The sequence below is a fragment of the Mesorhizobium sp. M7D.F.Ca.US.004.01.2.1 genome, from assembly GCF_003997785.1.
GTDB classification, from domain to species: domain Bacteria; phylum Pseudomonadota; class Alphaproteobacteria; order Rhizobiales; family Rhizobiaceae; genus Mesorhizobium; species Mesorhizobium loti.
Genome location: NZ_RZRQ01000017.1, coordinates 15,498 through 39,150, shown reverse-complemented (window position 1 = coordinate 39,150; position 23,653 = coordinate 15,498). Strand labels below are relative to the sequence as shown.

At 63.5% G+C, this 23,653-nt stretch carries 25 protein-coding genes; 7 read left to right on the top strand and 18 right to left on the bottom strand.

Annotated features, from left to right (window positions below; all coding sequences use genetic code 11):
- From EN993_RS05485 to EN993_RS05440, 10 genes are all read right to left on the bottom strand, one after another.
- The coding region (locus EN993_RS05485) for a trypsin-like peptidase domain-containing protein (RefSeq protein ID WP_206532345.1) at positions 1-676 on the bottom strand (676 nt) is incomplete at its 3' end.
- 133 nt (positions 677-809) lie between these two features.
- Positions 810-1,277: a cytochrome c-type biogenesis protein gene (locus EN993_RS05480; protein WP_109662576.1), complete on the bottom strand. Its 468-nt coding sequence runs from the start codon at positions 1,275-1,277 to the stop codon at positions 810-812.
- Positions 1,274-3,265, bottom strand: coding sequence for a heme lyase CcmF/NrfE family subunit (locus EN993_RS05475; protein ID WP_127262586.1), 1,992 nt, complete (start codon positions 3,263-3,265; stop codon positions 1,274-1,276). Before EN993_RS05475 ends, EN993_RS05480 begins: the two co-directional genes overlap by 4 nt.
- Before the next feature lie 23 nt (positions 3,266-3,288).
- Positions 3,289-3,732: a cytochrome c maturation protein CcmE gene (ccmE, locus tag EN993_RS05470; RefSeq protein WP_126068495.1), complete on the bottom strand. Its 444-nt coding sequence runs from the start codon at positions 3,730-3,732 to the stop codon at positions 3,289-3,291.
- A gap of 8 nt (positions 3,733-3,740) precedes the next feature.
- Positions 3,741-4,880 (bottom strand): c-type cytochrome biogenesis protein CcmI, encoded by a 1,140-nt coding sequence (gene ccmI, locus EN993_RS05465; protein WP_127262585.1) that lies wholly within the window; start codon positions 4,878-4,880, stop codon positions 3,741-3,743.
- Between the two features lie 127 nt (positions 4,881-5,007).
- Complete coding sequence (locus tag EN993_RS05460; RefSeq protein WP_109663332.1) at positions 5,008-5,445, bottom strand: hypothetical protein; 438 nt, start codon at positions 5,443-5,445, stop codon at positions 5,008-5,010.
- A 188-nt stretch (positions 5,446-5,633) separates the two neighbouring features.
- The gene (locus EN993_RS05455; RefSeq protein ID WP_109662567.1) at positions 5,634-7,067 is read right to left on the bottom strand and encodes a HAMP domain-containing sensor histidine kinase; all 1,434 of its coding nucleotides are present in this window, start codon (positions 7,065-7,067) and stop codon (positions 5,634-5,636) included.
- Complete coding sequence (locus EN993_RS05450; RefSeq protein ID WP_023812809.1) at positions 7,051-7,716, bottom strand: response regulator transcription factor; 666 nt, start codon at positions 7,714-7,716, stop codon at positions 7,051-7,053. The genes EN993_RS05455 and EN993_RS05450 overlap by 17 nt, the downstream gene beginning before the upstream one ends.
- Positions 7,717-7,808: 92 nt before the next feature.
- Positions 7,809-8,108: a hypothetical protein gene (locus tag EN993_RS05445; protein WP_109662564.1), complete on the bottom strand. Its 300-nt coding sequence runs from the start codon at positions 8,106-8,108 to the stop codon at positions 7,809-7,811.
- A gap of 172 nt (positions 8,109-8,280) precedes the next feature.
- Entirely contained in the window at positions 8,281-8,688 is a 408-nt protein-coding gene (locus EN993_RS05440) for a DUF3168 domain-containing protein (RefSeq protein WP_109662561.1), read from the bottom strand.
- 319 nt (positions 8,689-9,007) lie between these two features.
- Here EN993_RS05440 and EN993_RS05435 point away from each other — a divergent pair, with 319 nt between their 5' ends.
- A complete protein-coding gene (locus tag EN993_RS05435) occupies positions 9,008-9,796 on the top strand; it encodes a fumarylacetoacetate hydrolase family protein (protein ID WP_109663330.1) in 789 nt (262 codons plus the stop codon).
- Between the two features lie 31 nt (positions 9,797-9,827).
- On the opposite strand, the gene EN993_RS05430 is transcribed toward EN993_RS05435, so the two are convergent.
- The 6 genes from EN993_RS05430 to EN993_RS05405 form a co-directional block, all read right to left on the bottom strand.
- Complete coding sequence (locus tag EN993_RS05430; RefSeq protein WP_109662558.1) at positions 9,828-10,463, bottom strand: LysE family translocator; 636 nt, start codon at positions 10,461-10,463, stop codon at positions 9,828-9,830.
- A gap of 110 nt (positions 10,464-10,573) precedes the next feature.
- Positions 10,574-11,380: an ABC transporter permease gene (locus EN993_RS05425; protein ID WP_109662555.1), complete on the bottom strand. Its 807-nt coding sequence runs from the start codon at positions 11,378-11,380 to the stop codon at positions 10,574-10,576.
- A complete protein-coding gene (locus EN993_RS05420; RefSeq protein WP_109662552.1) occupies positions 11,380-12,213 on the bottom strand; it encodes an ABC transporter permease in 834 nt (277 codons plus the stop codon). Before EN993_RS05420 ends, EN993_RS05425 begins: the two co-directional genes overlap by 1 nt.
- A gap of 28 nt (positions 12,214-12,241) precedes the next feature.
- The gene (locus EN993_RS05415; protein ID WP_109662550.1) at positions 12,242-13,357 is read right to left on the bottom strand and encodes an ABC transporter substrate-binding protein; all 1,116 of its coding nucleotides are present in this window, start codon (positions 13,355-13,357) and stop codon (positions 12,242-12,244) included.
- A 69-nt stretch (positions 13,358-13,426) separates the two neighbouring features.
- Positions 13,427-14,521: an ABC transporter ATP-binding protein gene (locus EN993_RS05410; RefSeq protein ID WP_109662547.1), complete on the bottom strand. Its 1,095-nt coding sequence runs from the start codon at positions 14,519-14,521 to the stop codon at positions 13,427-13,429.
- Positions 14,522-14,640: 119 nt separating this feature from the next.
- On the bottom strand, positions 14,641-15,537 hold the full coding sequence (locus EN993_RS05405) for a LysR substrate-binding domain-containing protein (RefSeq protein WP_109662545.1): 897 nt from the start codon (positions 15,535-15,537) through the stop codon (positions 14,641-14,643).
- A gap of 84 nt (positions 15,538-15,621) precedes the next feature.
- Between EN993_RS05405 and EN993_RS05400 the strand changes: the two genes are divergently transcribed.
- The 5 genes from EN993_RS05400 to EN993_RS05380 all read left to right on the top strand — a co-directional run bounded on the left by EN993_RS05400 (position 15,622) and on the right by EN993_RS05380 (position 21,787).
- Complete coding sequence (locus tag EN993_RS05400) at positions 15,622-17,217, top strand: amidohydrolase (protein WP_164757548.1); 1,596 nt, start codon at positions 15,622-15,624, stop codon at positions 17,215-17,217.
- A gap of 28 nt (positions 17,218-17,245) precedes the next feature.
- Complete coding sequence (locus tag EN993_RS05395; RefSeq protein WP_109662543.1) at positions 17,246-18,178, top strand: dimethylarginine dimethylaminohydrolase family protein; 933 nt, start codon at positions 17,246-17,248, stop codon at positions 18,176-18,178.
- 186 nt (positions 18,179-18,364) lie between these two features.
- On the top strand, positions 18,365-20,518 hold the full coding sequence (locus EN993_RS05390) for a penicillin-binding protein 1A (protein ID WP_109662523.1): 2,154 nt from the start codon (positions 18,365-18,367) through the stop codon (positions 20,516-20,518).
- A 122-nt stretch (positions 20,519-20,640) separates the two neighbouring features.
- Complete coding sequence (locus tag EN993_RS05385; protein ID WP_109662521.1) at positions 20,641-21,225, top strand: DUF1214 domain-containing protein; 585 nt, start codon at positions 20,641-20,643, stop codon at positions 21,223-21,225.
- Entirely contained in the window at positions 21,218-21,787 is a 570-nt protein-coding gene (locus EN993_RS05380; RefSeq protein ID WP_109662519.1) for a DUF1254 domain-containing protein, read from the top strand. Before EN993_RS05385 ends, EN993_RS05380 begins: the two co-directional genes overlap by 8 nt.
- A 96-nt stretch (positions 21,788-21,883) precedes the next feature.
- Here EN993_RS05380 and EN993_RS05375 read toward each other — a convergent pair whose 3' ends face one another.
- Entirely contained in the window at positions 21,884-22,072 is a 189-nt protein-coding gene (locus tag EN993_RS05375; RefSeq protein WP_109662516.1) for a hypothetical protein, read from the bottom strand.
- A gap of 188 nt (positions 22,073-22,260) precedes the next feature.
- Here EN993_RS05375 and EN993_RS05370 point away from each other — a divergent pair, with 188 nt between their 5' ends.
- Positions 22,261-23,298 (top strand): hypothetical protein, encoded by a 1,038-nt coding sequence (locus tag EN993_RS05370; RefSeq protein ID WP_109662514.1) that lies wholly within the window; start codon positions 22,261-22,263, stop codon positions 23,296-23,298.
- On the opposite strand, the gene EN993_RS05365 is transcribed toward EN993_RS05370, so the two are convergent.
- Positions 23,276-23,623, bottom strand: a complete 348-nt coding sequence (locus EN993_RS05365) for a DUF1491 family protein (RefSeq protein ID WP_056580674.1) — start codon at positions 23,621-23,623, stop codon at positions 23,276-23,278. The two genes, EN993_RS05370 and EN993_RS05365, sit on opposite strands and share 23 nt — an antisense overlap.
- Positions 23,624-23,653: the final 30 nt, after the last annotated feature.

Genomic DNA, 23,653 nt, shown 5'->3' with positions numbered 1-23,653 from the left:
CGCCGAGGCCGAACGGATTGCCGACGGCCACCACCCAGTCACCGACGCGAACCTTGGAATCGTCGGCGAAGTCGACATAGGTGAACTTGCCGACGCCATCGACCTTCAACACGGCGAGATCGGTGCGCGGGTCGGTGCCGATCAGCTTGGCGTCGAGTTCCTTGCCGTCATTCATCACCACGGTGAAGGCCGAGCCTTCCGAAACGACGTGGTTGTTGGTGACGAGATAGCCGTCATCGGAGATGAAGAAGCCGGAGCCCTGAGCAACCGGCCGCGGCTGGTCGTTGTTGTGATCGCGGTGGTTGAAGCGGCGGTTGCCGCCACCCTGGCCGTTCTGGTCGCCAAAGCCACGGAATTCCTTGAAGAAGCGGCGCAGCTGCGGATTGTCGGGCATGTTGTTCATGCCGTCCGGATCGTCGCCCTGGTCCGAGCCGTCATCGGCCGCGGGCTGGATCTTGGCCTTGACCTTGACGCTGACGACGGCAGGAGAAACGCGCTCGACGACATCGGCGAAGCCCGGCACCTGCGGCGCCTCGACGCGCACGGCGTCAGCCAGAACAGGGCTGGTTCCACTGGTCAGCGCGCCGACGCCGATAGCACCGGCCACGGCGATGGACGCGACGGCAGCCATGAGACGCTTGCGGGTGACGGAATATGAATTGGGGGCAATATTCATGGATTTCTTATCCTCTTTCAAACGGACGCTGCTTGATCGGCATCCTCAGGAAAAGAGAATTAGAGCGGCGCACATTACCGCGCCATTTCCGACGCATGAAACTTTGGTAATGTTTGGAGGGTGACGGCGGTCGTCAGTCGCGGCGCAATATGGCGTCCAACGAGGCCTGCTCTTCGGCGGACAGGGATTTTGTCGCGAGCGTGCGGCGCGACCGCGCGGTCAGCACGATGAAAACGCCGCCAACCAGCAAGAGCAGGACAGGCGTGCCCCAAAGCAACGCATTGCGCAGGTCGAAACGCGGCTTCAGCAGTACGAACTCGCCGTAACGCGAAACCACGTAATCCATCACCTGCTGGTCGGTATCGCCGGCAACGAGGCGCTGACGTACAAGGATGCGCAGGTCACGGGCAAGGTCGGCGTCGGATTCGTCGATCGACTGGTTCTGGCAGACCATGCAGCGCAAGCCTTCCGACAGCGCCCGCGCCCGCGCCTCCAGCGCCGGATCAGGCAGCATCTCGTCAGGCTTCACCGCCAAGGCGGTGCCGGCAAAGAACAGTGCCAGCAGCAGGACAATCGAGGTCAGCGAAAACCGTGCGTTCATGGCAGGCCCGCGGACGTCACGGCGCTCGCCTGCTTGCGCCGCCGCGATGGCGCGCCGACGCGCAGGCGCCGATCCATCAGCGACATCGCCGCCCCCGCCATCATCATCAGGCCGCCACCCCAGATCAACGTCACCAGCGGCTTCCACCACAGACGCACCACGACGGAACCGTCTTTGCCCTCGTCGCCGAGCGAGATGTAGAGCTGCGAGAAGCCGATCGTCCTGATGCCGGATTCCGTCGTCGTCATCTGCCGCACCGGATAAAACCGCTTGGCGGAGCTGATCTCACCGACAGGACTGCCGCTGACGCCTATCAATTCGAAGCGGCCGCGGTCCTCGGCGTAGTTCGGTCCCTGGGCCGGATAGAGCCCGACGAAACGCAGCGTATGGCCGGACAGTTCGACGGTCTCGCCGGCATGCATCGACAGGATCTTTTCGGTGCCGAAGCAAAGCGTGCCGACGATGCCGAGCGTGGTCAGGCCAAGGCCAAGGTGGGCGAAGGCGGTGCCAAAGACCGAACGCGGCAGGCCGAGCAACCGCTTGACCATGATCCTCGCGGCAACATTGCCGACCCCAGATTTGACCGCGAGGTCGGTAAGCGCGCCGAGGATCAGCCAGACGGCAAGGCCGACGCCCAGGGCTGCAAACACCGAGGCGCCATCGATGAACAAGGCGGTGACAAGCGTCGCCAGGAGGGCCGCGGCGAACGCCACCATCAGGCGTTGCGCGACGGCGAAGACATCGCCGCGCTTCCAGGCCAGCAGCGGCCCAAACGGGACCACCAGCAGCAGCGGCACCATCAGCGGTCCGAAAGTCAGATTGAAGAATGGCGCTCCGACCGAAATCTTGTCTGCCGAAAACGCTTCGACGGCCAGCGGATAGAGCGTGCCGACAAGCACAGTCGCGGTCGCCGTGGTCAGGAACAGATTGTTGAGGACGAGCGCGCCCTCGCGCGAAATCGGATGGAACAGGCCGCCGGCCGTCAGCCGGGAGGCGCGTAGCGCAAACAGCGCCAGCGAGCCGCCGATGAACAGCGTCAGGATGCACAGGATGAAGACGCCGCGCGTCGGATCGGTGGCGAAGGCGTGCACCGAGGTCAAGACGCCCGAGCGCACCAGGAAGGTGCCGAGCAGCGACAGCGAAAAGGTCAGGATGGCGAGCAGCAGCGTCCAGATCTTCAGCGCCGAGCGCTTTTCCATGACGATGGCCGAATGGAGCAGCGCGGTGCCTGCCAGCCACGGCATGAAGGAGGCGTTCTCGACCGGATCCCAGAACCAGAAACCGCCCCAGCCGAGCTCGTAGTAGGCCCAGTATGATCCCATGGCGATGCCGCCGGTCAGGAACATCCAGGCGACCAGTGTCCACGGCCGCACCCAGCGTGCCCAGGATGCATCGATGCGCCCTTCGATGAGGGCGGCGACCGAGAAGGAAAAGCAGATCGAGAAGCCGACATAGCCGAGATAGAGAAACGGCGGGTGAATGGCGAGGCCTAGGTCCTGCAGGATCGGGTTGAGGTCGCGGCCTTCGATCGGCGCCGGATTGAGCCGGATGAACGGATTGGAGGTCGCCAGGATAAACAGGAAGAAGGCGGCGCCGATGGCGCCCTGCACCGCAAGCACGTTGGCGCGCAACGTCGCCGGCAGATTGGAGCCGAAGGCGGCGACAAGCGCGCCGAAGAAGGTCAGGATCAGCACCCAGAGCAGCATCGAGCCTTCATGATTGCCCCAGGTTCCGGTGATCTTGTAGATCAATGGCTGCAGCGAATGCGAGTTTTCCCACACACTCGCCACGGAGAAGTCGGAACTCGCATAAGCACTCGCCAACGCTGCGAAGGACAGCGCCGTCAAGGCAAAGCCGGTCACCGCGACCGGACCGCCGACGGCCATCAGGCGCTGGTTGTTCAGGCGCGCACCAAACAGCGGCACGATCGTTTGCACCAGCGAAAGCGCAAACGCCAGAACCAGGGCGAAATGTCCGGTTTCAACCATGGACCGTTGCTCTCCTGCCAGAGCTATTCACTCTTGCTCTCCTGCCAGACGCCCTTGGCCTTGAGGCCATCCGCCACTTCCTTGGGCATGTAGCGCTCATCATGCTTGGCGAGCACGCTGTCGGCAACAAAGACGCCATCCGGGCCGAACGTGCCTTCGGTGATGACGCCCTGCTCTTCACGGAAAAGATCGGGCAGGATGCCGGTATAGGTGACCTTGACCGATTTGTGCGTGTCGGTGACCGAAAAGCCAACCGTCGCCCCCTGCCCGCGCTGGATCGTGCCTTTTTCAACCAATCCGCCCAGCCTGATGCGCTGACCAGGCATGACGCTGGCGGTGGTGAGGTCGGCCGGCATGTAGAAATAGGACGCCTTCTGGCCAAGCGCATAGAAGGTCAGCCCGGTGGCCGCGCCCAGGAAAGCCAGCCCGCCCGCGATCACCGACAATCGTTTCTGTTTGCGCGTCATGTCTGTCTCTACTCCGTCGCCGTCAGGCCAAGCGAGGCGGCAAAGGCGGTGAATTTTTTCGCCTCGTCACTGTCGGCTCCGAAGACGGCAATGGCACGACCGAGCGCCTCACGCGCCTGATCGACCTTGCCCAGCACGACGTAAGAACGAACAAGCCGCATCCATCCTTCCGCGTCACGCGGATTTTGTCGCAGTTTGTCGTCGAGGCCGGCGACCATGGTGTTGATCATGGCTTCCCGATCCTGCGGCGACATCGAGGATGCGGCGTCGATATCGCCGGCATCGGGCCCGTTGGTGGTGCCGCCGGAAGCGACTTCGGGGCTGCCGGATTTGGCCAGCGCCTGCTCGAATGCACCGCGCCATGGCGACTCCGGCGGCAGCTTGCCCAGCATCGCCTGCCAGGCAGTGACTGCTTCCTTGGTTCGGCCCTCCTGCGCCAGCGCCATGGCCAAGTAGAAACTGGCCTTCGCATTGGCCGGATCGAGCTTCAAGGCCGCCTCGAAGGCATCCTGTGCATCGGCCGAGACAATGCCGCCTGCCGCGCTGGCGATTGCCTCGCCAAGACCGGCCTGGCGAACAGCGCTGTCGCCATCGAGGCGAATGGCGTTGCGATAGGCTGCCGCCGCGTCGGAAAAGCGCTGCATGCGCAGATAGACCGGTGCGAGTACATCCCAACCCCTGCCGTCGGCAGGATTGGCGGCCAGATGGGCTTCGGCCCGCGCCACCAGTTCGTCGACCGAACTGTCGGCCGGATTCTTGGCCAACCGTTCGCTGAGCGGTTGCGATGGCAGATCAGGAGAGCCGAGCTTGACATAGAGGCCCCAGCTGACCAGCGGAACAGCCAACACGGCTGCGGTTGCCACCAGCCTTGCCGCGACCGACGCTCGCCCAACAGATCCGCCGCCTGCCGTACCCGCATTGTCAAGACGAAGGATGCGGCGAGCGATCTCGGCGCGGGCCTCGGCGGCGTCCGCCGGCTGGATCAAGCCACGCGCGGCGTCCCGGTCAAGCTCGGACAACTGGTCGCGATAAACTTCGAGATCGTGATCACCGCTCGACGACGCGCCCTTCGAGCTGGCGGCCAGTGGCAGCAGCACCGCCAAGCTTGCACCCAGCGTGAGAATTGCGGCTATGACCCAGAACAGCATGGTTCTTCCAATAACGACAGAGCTCTGCCGTGCCAACACAGGTTTCCTGCGACGCTTTGACGGCAGGTGCGCCGCATGTCCTTGATCGACATCAACCGGCCGGATACCAACCAGCTCCGATTGACTGTCAGGTCAGCGGCGTCCAGCTGCCGTCGGCGTTGCGGCAAGCGGTTCCACGCGCCGTGACCCCGGCCCCGCCGGTGAACACCGTCTGCGTGTACTGGCGGCAGTCCTGCGAACCGACGCGATAGGGCTGTGCCGGAACCACCTCGCCGTAGCGCGAAGCCTGGGCGCCCTTCCACGTCACCTTCTGGCCGCTGGTCGTATATTCGAGCGCCTTGTATTCAGCCTCCAGCGCACTGCGCTTTTCCGCCTCGCTGAGGCCGGCGCCGATCGATCCACTGACGAGGCCGCCGCCCATCGCCGAAATGATCGTCGTGGTCACCTTGCCGCTGGAAGGAGGCGTCGAGGCCGGTGTCGGCGTTACGGTAGGGGCCTTGCCGCTCAAGGTGGTGCAGCCGGAAACGGCCAGCAATGCGGAAACAAGGGCGACGCGAATCTTCATGCCAACAACCGGTTTTCTTGAGTTGGAGCTTGCCATGGATGCGCCGGGGGCCGCGTCATCGGAGAAGTCAGCGTGGCCATAGTATTGATATTTGTCGGAAATTTGGCCGCTGCCGGCCGCTTCGGGACCAATCGACATGCCGCCAATAACATCTCCCGTCCCTCGATGTCGATTGGCCCTGGTGAACATCACTGAAGGCTCCGCAATCGCACCACCGCCTTCAATCCGCCCATGCCGGACCGTTCGAGCGCCAGGACGCCTCCATACTCGTTGACGAGGTCGGCGACAATGGCCAGCCCCAGTCCTGTTCCGGGCTTCGTCTCGTCCAGACGCCGTCCGCGCTTCAGCGCATCGCGCGCCTTGTCCTCGGGAATGCCCGGGCCGTCATCCTCGATGCTGATCTCGAACAGGCTGGCCGGATCGTCCTTGCCGGTCGAAGGCACGACCGAGACCAACACCGAACTCTTTGCCCATTTCATCGCGTTTTCGAGAAGATTGCCCAGCAATTCCTCAAGGTCCTCGCGCTCGCCGGCGAAGACGATTTCGGTCGCCGGCAGCGACAGCGACAGGTTTGTCTGCGGATTGAGCTTCTGCAGAACCCGCACCATGCGCTGCACCAGCGGCGTCACCGGTGTGCGGTAGACGACACTGTCGCGTTGCGCCGCGACACGGGCGCGCTGCAGATAGTGCTCAACCTGCTTCTGCATGGAAGCGGCCTGTTCGGCAATCAGCTGTCCCTTGGCGCCGCCAAGCGCCCGGCCCTCGTTGAGCAGCACCGCCAGCGGCGTCTTCAGCGAATGGGCGAGATTGCCGACCTGGGTTCGCGACCGCTCGACGATGCGCCTGTTGTTTTCGATCAACGCATTGGTTTCGTTGGCAAGCGGTTCTATCTCGGCCGGGAAACGGCCGTCGAGCCGCTGCGCGGTGCCCTCGCGCACCATGGCGAGCGCGTTTCTGACCCGGCGCAGCGGCTGCAGGCCGAGCAGGATGGCGATCGCGTTGATGGCGATCATACCGATGCCGAACAGGCTGAGATAGGTCAGCAGGCGGCGCTGGAAGGTGGCGATCTCCTGCTCGAGTTCGCTCTGGTTGCCCATGACGCGGAAACGCGCGGCGCGGTTCTTGGAGTCGAGAACGAATTCGCTCTCGAACACTTCGAGTTGTTCGCCATCGATGCCTTCGGCCGCATAGCTGCGCTGGAAGCTGGCGTTGAACGGCACATCGGCGACGCTTGGCGATGGAATCGTCGTGGTCATCGACGACGAGTGAAGATCGCCATGCACGCCTTCCGACGCGGGCTCCACCGACCAGTACCAGCCCGAATTCGGCTCCGAGAACCGGAGGTCGCCGAGGTCGGGCGCGCCGGTCAGCGCACCGCTGTCGGAAATGCCGATGGAGCCGATCAGATTGAACAGATGCGCCGAAAGCAGGCTGTCGAAGCCGCGCTCGCTGGCCTGGCGGTAGAGCGTGGTGATCAGGGTGAAGATGACAACAAGCGTCACAATCGCCCAGACCGTGGAAAAGGCGATGACGCGGAACGTCAGCGAACGCGGCCACAAACGCAGCGAAAGCGGCGCCCTTGCGGTTGGTTTGAGCGGTTCCGAGTTACGCCTCCGGCTCACGCATGCGGTAGCCCATGCCGCGCACGGTTTCGATCATGTCGATGCCCATCTTCTTGCGCAGCCGCCCGACAAAGACCTCGATGGTGTTGGAATCGCGGTCGAAATCCTGGTCGTAGAGATGCTCGACCAGTTCGGTCCGCGAGACGACCTCGCCCATATGGTGCATCAGATAGGCAAGCAGGCGGAATTCGTGCGACGTCAGTTTCAGCGGCACGCCGTCGACATCGGCCTTGGAGGCCTTGGTGTCGAGGCGCAGCGGCCCGCAGGTCAGTTCGGACGATGCATGGCCGGCAGCGCGCCGGATCAAGGCTCGTAGCCTCGCCAGCACCTCCTCGATGTGGAACGGCTTGGTGACATAGTCATCGGCGCCGGCATCGATGCCGGAGACCTTGTCGCTCCAGCGGTCGCGCGCCGTCAGGATCAACACCGGCATCTTGCGGCCGCCGCGCCGCCAGCGCTCGACCACGCTGATGCCGTCCATCTGCGGCAGGCCGATATCGAGCACCACGGCGTCGTAGGGCTCGGTGTCACCGAGGAAATGGCCTTCCTCGCCGTCGAAGGCGCGGTCGACGACATAGCCGGCATCGACCAGCGCATCCGATATCTGCCGATTGAGATCCTTGTCATCTTCGACGACGAGTACGCGCATGCGGAGTTCGATACCTGTTGAAGGACTAAGGGTCAGATATAGGCCGATTCCGGCGGCCTGGGAAACGGAGGTCTGTAAGATGGAAGATTGGGTCAGTTCAGCGGAACGACGATTTCGGAACGGCGCGGACGTTGTCCGTCCTTACCCGGAACGAGCACGACGATGACACAGACAGGCTGACCGCCGCGTGTCGATTGCGAGGCCTTGGCCAGCGTTCCGCCATTCTGTTCGGCCACCTGCTGGCCGATCGCGTAGCAATCGGACGCCGCCAGCAGGATCGGGCTGGCCTGGTCGGGTGCGATGACCGGCATCGCCATCGCCTGCGACGCAAACAGCCCGGCAACACAGAGCGCCAGTGTCGCGGTTCGGAAGTGGGAGCGAAGCGTTTTCATGGTCGGCGTTGTAACGCATCGGTGCTGAACGTGAAATGAACAGTGAACGCCGCCAAGACCATGCCCACTACACCCCTGAAACACGAGACAACCGATCGGGATTTCGCCGCCCAACCAAGCGAAATCCTGGAAACGCCAGTCTAGACTCCGTTTCGACCATATTGAAAGCACATCAGGCATTTTCCTGCGTTATGGCGCGAAAGCGCAGAAGCCCGTGATGCACGAGCAGATCCTCGTCATGGCGGGCCTCGGCGAATTCCAACGTCAACCGAGTCTGGCCACGAGGGCCAATCACCAGCGCTGCGTCGGCAAGGCGCGCCTTGATGGCGGCCATGATGGCAAGCGTTTCGGCTTCGCCATGGGCTTTCGACCAGATATGCAGCGTAATCAACTGGTCATCGGTGTTCTCAGCGCCGGTATCCCAGTCGAAGGCGCTGGTCTGGCCGCAGGTCACGTATGGAAAAGCGGTATTATCCGTTGCCCGTTCGAGCAGTCCGGCGCCGCCCAGCAACGCCGACAGTGATGCATCGCTTTTCAGCCTCAGAAACAGTGCCTGCTGCAAATCACCGGGCGCGGTCATCGTTTCTTCCTCCCTGTCGCGGCCTTGCGGATCATTGCCGCGCCAGAACCGCCGCTCAAGCGTATCCGGCTTCTGCCCGGCTTAGCCAATCAGCGGGCGCCGCGCAGCCTAACGATGAAGCTGCGAAGCGCAAGCACTCAGGGGCTGACAGAGGGCAGCTAGCTATGTTTGGCGAGCGGGGCATGAATGTGGACACTCGGTTCCTGGTCACCTAACCTTGCCGCATATGGGCGGGTCCACATGGCGGAATGTTTCTTGCTGGCTGTTCTCCACGAAGCGGCGGGCTGCGAATGCCTTCTTTCGATTTCCGGGGCTGATGATGCTTGATCCAGAACAGGCCAGGGCTGCGTCGCAGTTGCTGGTGGGCCATTGGGACAAGGGCACCCGTCTCGACGCCATACCCCCGGAGTTGCGGCCACAAACGCGGAGCGAAGGTTACGCTATCCAGTCGCATGTGCTGGATCGCTCGGTGGCTCCGCTTTTCGGCTGGAAGATTGCCGCAACCAGTCTGGCCGGACAAAGGCATATCAACGTCGACGGCCCGATGGCCGGGCGTCTGCTGGCAGAAAAAGCGGTCGAGGTCGGCGGGGCAGTGTCCCTGGCGACGAGCAAGATGCGTGTGGCCGAGATCGAATTCGCTTTCCGTTTCGGCCGCCAGCTGCCACCTCGCCCAGTACCCTATGAAATCGCCGAGGTGATGGAGGCCGTGGCGACCTTGCACCCGGCGATCGAAATACCGGACTCACGCTATGACGATTTCTGCGCCGTCGGGGCGCCGCAGCTCATAGCGGACAACGCCTGTGCCAATCTGTTCGTGATCGGCGAGGCTGTAGAAGGAGATTGGCGCGACGTGGATCTCGCGGAGCACCCGGTGGTCGCTTTCGTTTCTGGAAAGTCGCAGCACAACGGGACAGGGGCAGCTGTGTTGGGCGACCCTCGTATTGCGCTTACCTGGATCGTCAATGAACTGTCGGGGCTGGGCATAGCACTGCAGCCGGGACAGGTGGTGATAACCGGCACCTGCGTGACGCCGATAAGTGTCGAGGCCGGCGACGAAGTCACCGGCGATCTAGGCAGATTTGGTCGCGTCTCGGTGCGTTTTATCTAGTGCGCTCGGTGCTGCCTGACCGCAACGTGCTTCAGAGATGCCCAAGGGATTGCAGGATCAGAACGCTTGAAAGACCAAGCAGTGCGATACCATAGAGCCGGTCGATCCACACTGCGTTCGGGCCGGCCAGAAGCCTCGCCGCCCGTGATCCAAGCGTGGCATAAAGCATCAGGACGAAAACGTCCGCCGCTGCGATGATGATTGCCAGGACCGCGTATTGCATCGCGATCGGCTCGTTGCTGTCGACAAAGGGCGGCAGGACGGCGGGAAAGAACAGCCATGCCTCCGGGTTTGTAACCGCCACCACGAAACAGCGAACCATGAGAGCCTTGGTCGAGTGAGCCTTGTCGGGAAAGCCTGGATCGAACGCATGGCGGGATCCGGTGGAGCTGCGAAGCGCGCCGATAGCGATGAAAAGCAGATAGAAGGCGCCGACCATCCTGACAGCTGAAAGGTAGAATTCCGAAGCCACCAGAAGCGCTCCGAAGCCAAGCGCCACCATGCAGATTAGGACGATGTCCGAGAGCACCACACCGGCCATGCCAAAGAAGGCGTGCCTGATCCCGTAGCGTGACCCGTTGGTGATGGCGAGCACGACATCCGGCCCCGGAACCGCCATTCCGAGCACCGATATGAAGGCAAACGTCACCAGCGGCAGGTTTTCCATGGCGCTGGATAGTGTGCCGGCCGCAGACCTTCCGTAACGTCCTTCACATAGCGGTTAGGACTGTCGCGGATTTCCGTATGAATGGACCCGTTACGGTTGGGCGGTTTCGCCTAGTGCCCGCCGCGCTGCCTGGCCACGAAACTGCGCACCGCCAGCACCAGCACGGTGATGATGATCAGGATCACCGACAGGGCAGCGATCGCCGGGTCGATGTTGTCGCGCAGGCCCATCCACATCAGCCTGGGCAGCGTGATGGCGTTGACCGAGGTGATGAACAGGGTGACGCCGATTTCTTCCCAGGACAGGACGAAGGAGAGCAGTGCTGCGGTGATGATGCCGAACTTGATGTTGGGCATGATGACGCGGGTGGCGCGCTCCCACACCGTGGCGCCAAGACCGCGCGCGGCAAGGTCGATGCGCCGGTCGAGTTGGCTGAGCGAGACCAGGATCAGCACCGTGGCAAAAGGCACCGTCATCACCGCATGCGCCATAGCGACACCCAGCCAAGTGTCGTAGCCGAAAAAAGAGCTGAACCCCGAGATCGAGGTCAGCAGAAAGTAGAGCGTGATAGCCGAGACCACCGGCGGCACCACCATCGGCAGCAGCACGAAGCCGACCAGGGCCGCGGTGAAGCGCGGTTGAAACATCCACACGCCAAGGCTGAAACACAGTGCGAGCACGGTTGAAAAGGCGCTGCTGACGATTCCGATGCGGATGCTGAGCAGGATCGATTGGAGCCAGCGTGGATCCTCGATCAGCGCCCGGTAGTGGCGCAGCGACAGTTCGCCCGACGGCATCGCCAGCATGCGGCTCGGCGTCAGCGATACCGGGATGACGGCAAGCAGCGGCATCAGTAGGAACAACGCTACGAAGGCAGCGATGATCAGCGAGACGGGACCGGGGCGATAGGTCGGCATCAGATCAACTGCTTCGGTCTGACATAGCGGAACAGCAACGCCATCAGCGCGCCGACGAACAGCACCAGCACGACGCTGATCGCCGCCCCCAGACCCCAGTCCGGGCTCTGGAAGATCCTGAGATAGATCAGCTCGGCGATCATGACGCTGCGGCCGCCGCCGAGGATCGCCGGCGTGACGAAGAAGCCGAGTGAGAAGACGAACACGATCATCGCCGCGCCGATGATGCCGGAGCGCGTCATCGGCACGAACACGGTCCAAAAGGTGCGCATGCGGCTGGAGCCGAGCCCACGCGCGGCCAAGAGCACGCGATCGTCGAGGCTGCGCATGGCCGATGCCAGCGGGAAGACGGCGAAAGGAATGAGGAAATGCGTCATGCCGACGATGACGCCGAATTCGTTGCGCACCAGCGCCAGCGGTTCGGAAGTGAAGCCGATCGCCTGCAGCCAGGTGTTGATCAAGCCGCGGTTGGACAACAGCGCCACCCAGCCGAAGGCACGGGTCAGCACGGAAATCCAGAAGGGAACGAGAATGCAGAACTCGGCGATCAGGCGCTGTGCAGGAGTTCCACGCACCCAGACGACGGTGATGGCGTATGCAGCGGCCACCGAAACTACGGTGACGACCGCCGCGATGCGCAGCGTGCGGATGAACACCGACTGTACCAGATCGTCGGTGAGCAGCGCCTCATACTGTCCGAGCCCGGGCGTCGGCAGCGTAAAGCTCCATTTGACGACGCCGAGGAACGGCCAAGCATAGGCCACGACGAGAAACAGGAGCAGCGGCGCCATCAACAGCGCCGCGCCCATCCTGTCGGAGAGATAGGATCTCATTCGAACCAGATTATCCCGGCCGTGGTGGTCAGGCCGAGATGATCTTGGTGTATTCGTCGAGCGCCGGCCCGTAATTCTTGGCGTACCAGTCCATGTCGAGCGCGATCTGTTTCTTCATGTTCTCGGGGTCGACCGGGTTGATGCGCTTCTTGTCGGCGGGGATCAGCGCGTCGGCGGCCGGGTTTGCAGGACCCTGGCCGAGCTTGTCGAACATGACCAGCTGCTTTTGCGGATCCTGGGCGCTGGCGATGAACTTCATCGCCGCATCCTTGCCGCCGGGGTTATTCTTGAGCACGGCGAGCGCGCCGGGCGAGATCAGGCCCTGGTCCCAGATGAACTTGATCTTGCCGCCCGAGTCCTGCTCGATCAGCGAAGCGCGGGTCGACCAGACGATCGCCATAGAGGCCTCGCCATTGAGCAGCACGCTCTGGCTCTCGGCGCCGCCACCCCAATAGGCAACGACGTTTTCCTTGAAGGCGGCGATCTTGTCATGCGCGCGCTTGAGATCGAGCGGGTAGAGCGAAGCCGGCGCGATGCCGTCGGCCAGCAGGGCGGCCTCCCAGCTCGACACGCCCCATTTGTAGAGAGAGCGCTTGCCGGGGAATTTCTTCACGTCGAAGAAATCGGCCATACCGGTCGGCGCGTCCTTGCCGTACTTCTCGGAATCATAGGCGATGACATAGGAGAAGAAATAGGTCGAGGCAGCGTATTCCCAGCCAAAGCCCTCGCGCATCTTCTTCTTGTCGACGATCGCATAGTCGATCGGCTCGAGCGCCCCTTGGGCGCCGAGCGTGATGGCTGAGAATGGGTCGACGTCGACGAGGTCCCAGGTCGGCGCGCCGCTCTTGAACTGCGCGGCGATGGCGCCTTCGGTCGGGCCCGAACCGTCCATCTTGACGGTGATGCCGGTGTCCTTAGTGAAGGCTTGGCCATAGGCCGCATCATAGGCGGTGATGGCGTCACCGCCCCAGTTGACCAGCACCAGTTCCTTGGCAGCGGCAAAGGCACCGGTCGAGCGCAGCAGCATCGGCGTGCCGGCCAGCACGAGCGCCGCCAGCTGCGTGAACTGCCGGCGCGAGATCTCGCCGCGACCTGCCCTGACGGACAGGCTCTCGATGGCTTGTTTTTTAGTATTATGTGTCATGTCAGTTCCCCTTTTTTGTCGTTGATAATACTGGAAAACGGTGGTGCGCGTGTCTCGCCGCACCGTTGGTCATTGTCCTCCACGCGGAAGGAGGAAACCCTTTTCCGCCGGCCAGGTGAGCCAGACGGAATTGCCCTTGCTGAGCGCTGCGGCCGCTACCTCGTTGGGCACCGAGACCGTGACCTTGGCGCCTTGCCGCGTCGTCAGGTCAAGCCGCGTCGCCGCGCCGAGATAGGTGGAGTTTGTCGCGGTCGCGGCAATGCCGTTCTCGCCGTCTGCCGCCTCGCCCGATATCGACATGTATTCGGGCCGGATCGCCAGGATTGCATCGCCGCGCACCAGTTCGGCCTTGCAGCCCATGCTGATCGTGCGGTCTTCGCAGAGGCCGGTCGAGCCATTGCCGGACGGGCGCACGCCCTTCAGCGGCAGCATGTTGATCTCGCCGAGGAACTCGGCGACGAAGCGGTTGTCCGGCCGGTCGTAGACCTCGTCGGGCGCTCCGACCTGCAGCAGTTTGCCGTGATTGAAGATGGCGACGCGCGACGACAGCGCCAGCGCCTCGCTCTGGTCGTGGGTGACGAAGACGAAGGTGGTGCCAGTCTCCTGGTGCAGCCGCTTCATCTCGGCCTGCATCTGGCCGCGCAGGCCCTTGTCGAGCGCGGAAAACGGCTCATCGAGCAACAGCACGCCCGGCTCGAACACCAGCGCGCGCGCCAGCGCCACGCGCTGCTGCTGGCCGCCTGACAGCTGCGCCGGCAGTTTTTTCTCGTGGCCCTTGAGGCCGACGCGCTCGATCATCTCGCCGACCCGGCGCTTGATGTCGGCCGCCGATTTCTTGCGCACCTTAAGTGGGAAGGCGATGTTGGCTTCGACGCTCATATGCGGAAACAGCGCGTAGCCCTGGAAGACCATACCGGCGGCGCGTTGCTCGGCCGGCCGGTCGGTAATGTCGACGCCGTCGCTGAACAGCTTGCCCTCAGTCGGCTGCACGAAACCGGCAAGGATCATCAGGAAGGTGGTCTTGCCCGAACCGGACGGCCCGAGCAGGGTCAGGAACTCGCCACGGCCGATGTCGAGCGACAGATTGTCCAGCGCACGGAACGAGCCGAAGCTCTTGCCGATCCCGATTGCCTTGATCTCTGCGGCACGGCCGGGTTGCTGCATACTGCCCTTTCCCTAACGCTTATCGAAATCGTAGGCAGGGTGCCGGCTCACCGCAACCGAATAGTTTTCGCGTGATCGGCAAATTTGATTCATCTATGGCGGACTGGCCCGCTATGCCCTCAATACGGCAGAATGCGGTTCTCCGATAGCTTCGACCTCAGCCATCCCGCGAACGCTTCCAGCACCGGATGCGAAGCCTTGGCGTGTTCGGAGACCAGGAAATAGGAGCGCGGCGACTTGATCGCGATGTCGAACGGCCTAACCAGCCGGCCTTCGCTCAGCGCCCGACGGCTGGTCAACTCGTCGCCCATGGCGATGCCCTGGCCGGCAATCGCCGCCGAAAAGACCAGGTTCATGTCGGAAAAGAAGATGCCACCCTCCGTGTCAGGGTTTTCCACCTTGGACAGGGCAAGCCAGCGCGCCCAATCCTCGGTGTCATCGAGATGCAGCAGATTGGCGCGCAGCACGTCCGACGGCCTCGAAAAGCCACCGACCTTGTTCAGCAGCGTCGGGCTGCAAAGCGGTGTGAACGAGATTTCGCAGAGCGGTTCGACCGCCCGATTCGGCCAATTGCCGACACCAAACGCAATGAAGGCATCGGCCTCGGCATTGCTGACATCGTCGAGCCGGCGTGGCGTCAGGATGCGCAGCGCGACATCGGGGTACATCTGCCGGAACTCGCCGATATGGGTACACAGGAACAACGAGGCGAAGCCGGGAGTGCAACTGACGGCGAACGAGCCGCCGACGCCGGTGCCGGCATCGCGCGTCACCGCATCGCCCAGCACGGTCAATGCCTTGCGGACATCGCTGGCGTAGCGCTGGCCGCGCGGCGTCAGCGCCACGCCCTTGCCGATGCGTTCGAGCAGGTCGAAGCCGAGGTCGCGCTCCAGCAGGCGAAGCTGGTGGCTGACGGCGCTGCGGGTCAGGTGCAACTCGTCGGCGGCGCGCCAGACGCTGCCGTGGCGGGCGAAGCTGTCGAGCGCGCGCAGCGCTTGTGTCGATGGTATGCGCAAGGAGCCTCAGGTGAACCGAATTTGCATGAGCCGGGAAAACATATCACTTTCTGGCGAACCGCTTCACTGCTTTCTTCTCATGCCATGGAGAACCCGGTGGCCACCTCGGCGCAAGCAACCGCCCTTGCCTGTCTCGACGGCATCCAGCCGTTGCTGTCCGCGTGGACACGCACCATCTTCGATTTCGGCGAGACGGCGTGGCGCGAGTATCAATCCGCCGCCTGGTATGTTGAGCGGCTGAAGCGCGAAGGCTTTTCCGTCGAGGAAGGGTCCGGCGGCATGCCGACCGCCTTCTGCGCGCATTGGACCAACGGCCCCGGCCCGACCATCGGCATGTACGCCGAGTACGACGCGGTGCCGGGCAATTGCCAGGATGCGGTTACGGTCGAGCGCCCGCGCCCAGGCCTCTCCGAACATGCCGGTGGTCATACCGACCCGCATTCCGGGCTGGGCATTTCAAGCCTCGGCGGGCTGCTGGCGACCAAGGCGGCGATGCAGCACCACGGCATATCAGGCACACTGCGCTTCACCGGCGAGCCGGCGGAAAAGGTGCGTGGGTCAAAGCCGATCCATGCCGCCAAGGGCTATTATGACGGCCTTGCCGGTATGATCTCCTTCCATCCCTTCTACATGCTGCCGCTCTGCAACACGGCGCGCTGGGACACGCATTGCGGCGCGGCTTACGCGATGATCTATCGCTTCATCTGCGACCAACCGGAGCGCTGGGCGCGGGCGGCGGGTGCAGCACCCATTCCGCAAGCGCATTCGGCGGCGCGCGCGCCCGGTGCCAACGACGCACTGTTGATGATGTACATGGCCTCCAAGGCTCTGCGCGATTCCATGCTGCCGCACCAGGGCGGCTGGTCAATCAGCGAGGCGATCCTGACGGCCGGCCAGGCGACCGCCGACAACCTGCCGGCGGGGCTGGCCGAGATCCAGTACATGATCCGCGTGCCGACGCTTGCTATGGCCGAGCAGGTCACCGCCGTGCTCGACCGCAATGCCGAGGCGGCGGCAGCGATGAGTGGTTGCCGCACCGAGCGGCATTGGGTGTCGAAGTCACGGCCGGGACTTGCCAACCATGCCATGGCCGAAATCGCCTATGGAGCACTGTCGGCCGTCGGGCCGCCGCGCTGGGACGAGGACGCCAAGGCAGTCGCGCGCGAAATACAGGTCAATGCCGGGCGCATGGCGAGCGACGAGCCGTTCATCGAAGAGCTGGAGCGCCTGATCGAGCCGCAGGCGGCGGAAGCGATCCTGCGCCGCGATCTGCCGCCCTCGCAGGTCAATTCGACCTCCGACGATTACACCGACATGAGCTGGCATACGCCGACGGCGCGCTTCTATGTCGCCCGCCCGGCGCTGCGTTCGGAAACCGGCTACCCCTATCCGTCATGGGTAATGAATGCGTTGGGCGGTATTCCCGCCACCATCGACCCGATGGTGGCCTGCGCCTCCCGCACGATCGCACTCGCCGCCCTTCGCCTGCTGGAAGACCAGACCGCCCGCGATGCGGCGATAAATGAATTCGTCGCCCGCACCGGAGGCGGAATCGGCGGCTCGAACTGGATCGCGCCGCTCTGTGACTACGAGCCGCCGATCAATTTCCGCTGGCCTGAATATGTCACCACCCCGCGCGGACGCGATTGGTGGATACCGAGCATTCCCCAAGCCAAATGACCGCTGATCTGATCACGAGGAGAACCCCATGACCGTCCATGACCGCATAGTTGCAGAACCGTTTTCGCTGCAGCGCCGCAACCCGGCCGGCGGCACCAAGCCGCTGACCGCCTGGGGCTTCGCCAACGAGACCGACGTCCTGACCGACGTCCTGCTCGGCTCACCCAATTTCCTGCGCCATCTGTCGACCAGTTCGCTGTCGCGAAAGCATCTGCGCGAGGCGCCCTGCAACGTCCAGATCGCGCAGGCGCAGCACAAGGACCTCGTCGCCGCCTACGAGCATTTCGGCGTCAACATCCACTGGCACGAGCCGACACCGGAATTGCCGATGCAAGTCTATTCCCGCGATTCCAGCGTCATGACGCCCTACGGCGCCTTCATCACCGCAATGGCCAATTGGTGGCGGCGCGGCGAGAACTACGCCGCGATCCGCACCTATGAAAAACTCGGCATCCCGATCTACGACATGGTCACGGCGGGTACGTTCGAGGGCGGCGATTTCAACGTCATCGAGGACGGCGTCGTGCTGATCGGCTGCGGCGGCGCCCGCACGCAGGAAGAAGGCGCCCGCCAGGTGCAGGCCTGGTTCGACAAGGAAGGCTGGGAAACCCGCATCGCCTTCATCGACGAATACTATGTCCATATCGACCTGATGGTGGTGCCGATCGCCGAGAAACTGACCGCTGTCTGCCTCGCCTGCGCCGAACCCGGCATCGTCGACTGGCTGAAGGGCAAGGGCCACGAGATCATCGACGTGCCGTTCCAGGATACGATGGCCCTCGGCTGCAACTTCATGTCGCTGGGCAAGGACCGGGTGATCGCGCCGACCTCCAGCCAGACGCTGATCGGTCAGCTCAAAGCCCGCGGTTTCGAGGTCGCGGCCGTCGACATGAGCGAGATTTCGAAGACCGGCGGCGGCATCCACTGCATGGCGCAAGCATTGAAGCGCGAACCGGCCTGAGGCGGCAAAACTCGTGCGGCAGGTCCAGGCGGTGTTCCTGGCCCGCCTTCAGCAACAAACCCGTCGCTGTGTCTTCAGCGCCCTTGTGGCTGCTGAAAAAATGGAGGAATAGTCTCCCGGAACGCATCGCCCTGAAATTGCCGGTTTGCGGTTCTCAGGTCGTGCAATCGCTAGCCGGATTTCCCAATGGCCAGTCCCGAACCGCGCAAGAGAAGAGGTCCGATCGCCGCCCGGCTGCTGGCGCTCGACGCGTGGATCGATTCCTCGCTCTACGAGATCGGTTTCAAGGCGCGCCAGTTCTGGGAAGCCGCGACGATCTTCTCGCGGCGCTTCCGCGTCAACGGCTGGCGTCGCGGCATCATTGAAGTGTTGAGCGAGGGTTTCACGCTCGGCGCCGGCGGCATTGTGGTGATGCTGGCACTGGCCATTCCGGCTTTCCAGGACACGGCCGGCGACTGGCGCGCCCAGGGCGACTTCGCCGTCACCTTCCTCGACCGCTACGGTAACGAGATCGGCCAGCGCGGCATCATCCAGCGCGACTCGGTGCCGGTCGACGAGATGCCCGATCACGTCATCAAGGCGGTGCTCGCCACCGAGGATCGCCGCTTCTTCGATCACTACGGTATCGATGTGCTCGGCCTGTCGCGTGCCATCTTCGAGAATGTGCGGGCCAACTCCGTCGTCCAGGGCGGTTCCAGCATCACCCAGCAGCTGGCCAAGAACCTGTTCCTCACCAATGAGCGCACGCTGGAGCGCAAGATCAAGGAAGCCTTCCTGTCGCTGTGGCTCGAGGCCAATCTGTCGAAGAAGGAAATCCTGCAGCTCTATCTCGACCGCGCCTATATGGGCGGCGGCACGTTCGGCATCGAGGCGGCCGCCGATTTCTATTTCGGCAAGAGCGTCAAGGACCTGAACCTCGCCGAGGCGGCGATGCTGGCCGGGTTGTTCAAGGCGCCGACCAAATATGCTCCCCACATCAACCTGCCCGCGGCGCGTGCGCGTGCCAATGTGGTGCTGTCGAACCTTGTCGACGCCGGCTTCATGACCGAAGGTCAAGTCCTGCAGGCCAGGCTGCATCCGGCCGATGTCGTCGATCGTGGCGAGCAGAAAAGCCCGGATTATTACCTCGACTGGGCGTTCGACGAGGTCAAGAAAATCGCCAAACCGGGCCAGCACTCGCTCGTTGCCCACACCACCTTCGACGCCAACATCCAGAAGGCGGCGGAAGAATCGGTGGAGTTCCACCTGCGCCAGTTCGGCAAGGAATATAATGTCACCGAGGGCGCGGTCGTCGTCATCGAGACCAACGGCGCGGTGCGTGCGATCGTCGGGGGCCGCGACTATGGCGCCAGTCAGTTCAACCGCGCCACCAAGGCGCTGCGCCAGACCGGCTCGTCATTCAAACCTTATGTCTACGCAACGGCGATGGAACACGGCTTCACCCCCAACTCCATCATTTCCGGCGGCCCGATCAGCTGGGGCAGCTGGTCGCCGCACAATTACAGCGGCGGATCGGCGGGCAACGTCACGCTGATCATGGCAATGGCCAAATCGATCAACACCGTGCCGGTGCGGCTGGCCAAGGACTATCTCGGTATTCCGCCGATCAAGGCCATGGCCGAGGCGATGGGCGTGGAATCGCCGCTCGAAGCGCACAAGACCATGGTGCTCGGCACCTCGGGCATGACGGTGATGGACCAGGCGACGGGCTACAGCGTGTTCGCCGACAACGGCTTCGTCGGCTCCCGGCACGGCATCACCCAGTTGGTGACCCGCACCGGCGAGGTGGTTTATGATTTCGCCAAGGATGCGCCGCCGCCACACCGGGTGCTGTCGGAGCAGGCGCTCAAATCGATGAACACCATGCTCGCCGCGGTGCCGGTGATGGGCACGGCGCGGCGGGCCCAACTTCCCAACATCGTCGTCGCCGGCAAGACCGGCACGACGCAATCCTACCGCGACGCCTGGTTTGTCGGCTTCACCGGCAACTACACGGCGGCAGTGTGGATGGGCAACGACGACTTCACGCCGACCAAGAACATGACGGGCGGCTCGCTGCCGGCGATGGTGTGGCAGCGACTGATGGTCTACGCGCACCAGAACATCGACCTCAAGCCGATCCCGGGTATCGACAAGCCCTTCATCGACGAGGAGATCGCGGCCAAGGCCGAGGAAGCGCAGAAGAAGACCGACGCGCAGGCGGCGGCCGACGCAGCCGCCGAACGGCCGCCGGTGCTGTCCAGCCGGACCACCCAGACGCTGCGGGACATGACCAGGCTGTTCCAGTCGGCGCCCGCCCTCAGTACGCCTCAATCGCCGGAGACGCTGTCGGCGCTGTGATCCTTTCCGACAGAGTGGGGCTTTCCGACCGGTCTGGGCGAGCAAATCCATCGGCCCGCTTGCCACAAGGCCCCACGCCGCGATATCCCCGAGCGGCAACTCTTCGGTGTCCCCGGCCCTTCATGCTCAAAAATGCCTTCCTGACGCTGCTTTCGCTTGCCATAGCCATCGTCGGCGGTGGCGGCAGCGTCTGGTATGCGCTGAAAGTCCAGGATGGCGTCGGCGCCATCCGGATCGGCCAATGGACAGCCTTTCCCGATATCGGCACGCCGTCCGCCGACCCCTATTCCAAAGCCCGCGTGGCGCGCGAGGGGGTGCTTGCGCTCGGCCGCGCCGAAGGGTTGTCCTTCGTCGCCGAGCGCGACACGGGCGGCGCCGAGCTCAAGCGCGAATGCACCTACACCATCGAGGGCGGATTTCCGACGGCGCGGTTCTGGACGCTCTATGCCGCCGACCAGTCGCTCGGCGTGGTCGAAACCGGCAAACCCCGGCTGGCGGCGCTGCAATCCTATGGTGTTGTACGACAACCCGATAACTCGGTCGTCATTTCCGCCGGCCATCACCCGATGCCGGGCAACTGGCTGCTGACCGACGGCTTCGGCAGGATGTATTTCGTGCTGACCTTCTACGACACGCCGATCGCCAGCAGCACCGGCCTTTCGGACGTTTCGCTACCGCGGATCGTCAAGGTCGGCTGCGATGCGTAGCTTTTATGCAACGATGCGCAGACTTCTGCATGCCGTCCTGCTCGGCCTGCTCGGCGCCGGCATCGTGCACATCGCCGTGCTGCTTCTGGTGCCTGAGTTTTCCGAACGCGATGCCTGGTCGCGGCTGTCCATGGCGTCGGATCTCTACAGGATGACGCGGCTCGATGCCGAGGCCGGTGGCGCGCCCGTGGTGAAATCCGTCGATCCGCTGTTCTACGCAACGGCATGCCGTTTCGACCTGGGCGAAGGCATGGTCCGGATCAAGGCACCTGGACACGTGCCGTTCTGGTCGGTGTCGGTCTATGACCGCAGCGGCCACAACATCTATTCCTTCAACGACCACACCGCGACCGGCGGCGTGCTGGATGCCGTCGTGCTGACGCCGGCGCAGATGATCGACGTGCGCAAGGACCTTCCCGAGGACCTTCAGGGAACGATCTTTGTCGAAGCGCCGATCGAGGAAGGCATCTTCGTCATCCGCGCCTTCGTGCCCGACGACAGCTGGAAGCCGATCGTATCGCGCTTCTTCGAGCAGAGTTCCTGCGAGTTGCAGGACTTCTAGAGCCTGTTCCATCCCGATGGAATCGGGATGGGCTCTATCTTATTGTTTGAGCATGATCTTTTCCGAAAACCGGATTCCACTTTTCGGGATCATGCTCTAGTGATGCGGGACCGGCTTCGTCCCTGGCGATCCCGGCTTGTCGGGATCGACCGGCCGCACTTCGCCGGCATGAGACCGCTCATAGCGGATGCCGGGAAAGATGATCACCGCCGCCGGAATTTCGGCGGTTTGCTTTGTCCGATTGCTTGGTGCCGTACGCGGCACGAAAGACAGTACCATGCCCATGGTTCGCGCATTCCTCTCGGTTTCCCCGGAGCACAACGCAACGCCTCCAAATATCATTAAGGCCGGCAGAGGGTTAACGGAGCGCTAACGGATCGTCGCTAACTTGATCTTTGTTCTTGGCACTCGCGAAACCGACACAGTCCCGGTCGAGCGTGGCCAAGCTTGTGTCGAGTACGGGCGTATCCTTCGTGTCATCTTCGGACTTCAGGCAAATCGCGGTACGAAAAGACTCGGGAAAGGCCGAAAGGCTGTTCCGCGCCGCGGTGTCGGCGTTCTGCTCGCTCACCCGCCCTTCACGCCGTGAGATCGGCCAGCTCGAAGACCTGACGCTGCCGCTGTTCGACAATGTGTCCGTCGAATCTCGCCGTTACGTGGCGGCCGCCCTTTCCGAATGCGAATACGCCCCCGCCGCTTTGGTGCGCCGTCTCTGCGAGGAACCGGTCGACATTGCCGCGCCGCTGCTCATCCGCTCCCGCGCCGTCAGCGACATCGATCTCATCGCGCTGATCGGGCGACATGGCCTGCCGCATGCCCGCGCCATTGCACGCCGCAAGGGCCTGAACCCGACCATCGCCGATTTGATCAGGGCGCTGGAAAGGCCAAGCCTGGTGCGCGTGCGGGAACCGGATGCGAAAGCCATCGCAGCAGACGAGATCGTGCCGGTGCGCACGGAAACGGCCTCCGACGAGTCCGCCCGAGAACAGGCGCTCGGCATCGCAGCCGAGAATGCACGGCGCAGGCTGCGCTCGATGATGCGCACGGGCGACGAGGCGGCAGCGGCGACCGCCGATCCTTTTACGGGCGCCGATACTTATGTGAAATTGCGCGAGACAGCGCTGACGGGAAACGCCGCGTTCTTCCAGACCGCGCTCGCCGATGCGCTCGATATCGATTTCTCGATCGCACGATCGCTCACCGCCAACCAGAACTACGCGTCGCTGCTTGCGGCACTGCGCTCGCTAGACCTCAGCGAAGACAGGGCCTTCCTGATCACCGTAGCCGTCTACCCAGCGCAATTCCCGCATCCGCAAGCCATCCGCACCTTCCTCGACCGCTACCGCCTGCTACATCGCGATGTCGCCCTGGACAAGGTACGGTACTGGAAAGCCGAAACCCTCTCGAGGGTGGTTCGCGACGCCGCACCGGCAAACAGCGACACCCGCATGGCATCGAACAGCGACGATGCGGCCGAGACCTCCGGCCTCAGGGCGTCTTCACGGAAATAAGTTCCTCGACGGGCACAGTGCCGGCCTCGATCTCGACCACCCAGATGTCGGGATCGAATTTTTTCTCCCTTTCCAGCCTGGCATCGAGTACGGCGGCATCGTCACCGGCCCCGAGCAGACTGAAAAACCGGTCGTCGGGCTTGGCCGAATCGTAGCTTGTCTGCGGCGCCGGTCCGAACAGGGCAACCTCGCCCAGCCTGCCCCGCGCCAGGACGAAAACAGCGCCGGCTTCGGTTGCGCCCCGCTTGACCACGGCGGCAAATCCGCCGGCGCCGAAAACCCGGCGCAGTAGGGCCGAAACCCACAGATCTGAGGTGACGCGCATGAGACAACTCCGGAAGGCGTGCGGCTGTCT

What these genes read in the sequence shown, in the direction of transcription:
- EN993_RS05480 (WP_109662576.1), bottom strand. Translation starts at nt 1,277, where the DNA reads ATGAACGCACGGTTTTCGCTGACCTCGATTGTCCTGCTGCTGGCACTG.
- EN993_RS05475 (WP_127262586.1), bottom strand. Translation starts at nt 3,265, where the DNA reads ATGGTTGAAACCGGACATTTCGCCCTGGTTCTGGCGTTTGCGCTTTCG.
- ccmE (WP_126068495.1), bottom strand. Translation starts at nt 3,732, where the DNA reads ATGACGCGCAAACAGAAACGATTGTCGGTGATCGCGGGCGGGCTGGCT.
- ccmI (WP_127262585.1), bottom strand. Translation starts at nt 4,880, where the DNA reads ATGCTGTTCTGGGTCATAGCCGCAATTCTCACGCTGGGTGCAAGCTTG.
- EN993_RS05460 (WP_109663332.1), bottom strand. Translation starts at nt 5,445, where the DNA reads ATGAAGATTCGCGTCGCCCTTGTTTCCGCATTGCTGGCCGTTTCCGGC.
- EN993_RS05450 (WP_023812809.1), bottom strand. Translation starts at nt 7,716, where the DNA reads ATGCGCGTACTCGTCGTCGAAGATGACAAGGATCTCAATCGGCAGATA.
- EN993_RS05445 (WP_109662564.1), bottom strand. Translation starts at nt 8,108, where the DNA reads ATGAAAACGCTTCGCTCCCACTTCCGAACCGCGACACTGGCGCTCTGT.
- EN993_RS05440 (WP_109662561.1), bottom strand. Translation starts at nt 8,688, where the DNA reads ATGACCGCGCCCGGTGATTTGCAGCAGGCACTGTTTCTGAGGCTGAAA.
- EN993_RS05435 (WP_109663330.1), top strand. Translation starts at nt 9,008, where the DNA reads ATGCTTGATCCAGAACAGGCCAGGGCTGCGTCGCAGTTGCTGGTGGGC.
- EN993_RS05430 (WP_109662558.1), bottom strand. Translation starts at nt 10,463, where the DNA reads ATGGAAAACCTGCCGCTGGTGACGTTTGCCTTCATATCGGTGCTCGGA.
- EN993_RS05425 (WP_109662555.1), bottom strand. Translation starts at nt 11,380, where the DNA reads ATGCCGACCTATCGCCCCGGTCCCGTCTCGCTGATCATCGCTGCCTTC.
- EN993_RS05420 (WP_109662552.1), bottom strand. Translation starts at nt 12,213, where the DNA reads ATGAGATCCTATCTCTCCGACAGGATGGGCGCGGCGCTGTTGATGGCG.
- EN993_RS05415 (WP_109662550.1), bottom strand. Translation starts at nt 13,357, where the DNA reads ATGACACATAATACTAAAAAACAAGCCATCGAGAGCCTGTCCGTCAGG.
- EN993_RS05410 (WP_109662547.1), bottom strand. Translation starts at nt 14,521, where the DNA reads ATGCAGCAACCCGGCCGTGCCGCAGAGATCAAGGCAATCGGGATCGGC.
- EN993_RS05400 (WP_164757548.1), top strand. Translation starts at nt 15,622, where the DNA reads ATGGAGAACCCGGTGGCCACCTCGGCGCAAGCAACCGCCCTTGCCTGT.
- EN993_RS05395 (WP_109662543.1), top strand. Translation starts at nt 17,246, where the DNA reads ATGACCGTCCATGACCGCATAGTTGCAGAACCGTTTTCGCTGCAGCGC.
- EN993_RS05390 (WP_109662523.1), top strand. Translation starts at nt 18,365, where the DNA reads ATGGCCAGTCCCGAACCGCGCAAGAGAAGAGGTCCGATCGCCGCCCGG.
- EN993_RS05385 (WP_109662521.1), top strand. Translation starts at nt 20,641, where the DNA reads ATGCTCAAAAATGCCTTCCTGACGCTGCTTTCGCTTGCCATAGCCATC.
- EN993_RS05380 (WP_109662519.1), top strand. Translation starts at nt 21,218, where the DNA reads ATGCGTAGCTTTTATGCAACGATGCGCAGACTTCTGCATGCCGTCCTG.
- EN993_RS05375 (WP_109662516.1), bottom strand. Translation starts at nt 22,072, where the DNA reads ATGGGCATGGTACTGTCTTTCGTGCCGCGTACGGCACCAAGCAATCGG.
- EN993_RS05365 (WP_056580674.1), bottom strand. Translation starts at nt 23,623, where the DNA reads ATGCGCGTCACCTCAGATCTGTGGGTTTCGGCCCTACTGCGCCGGGTT.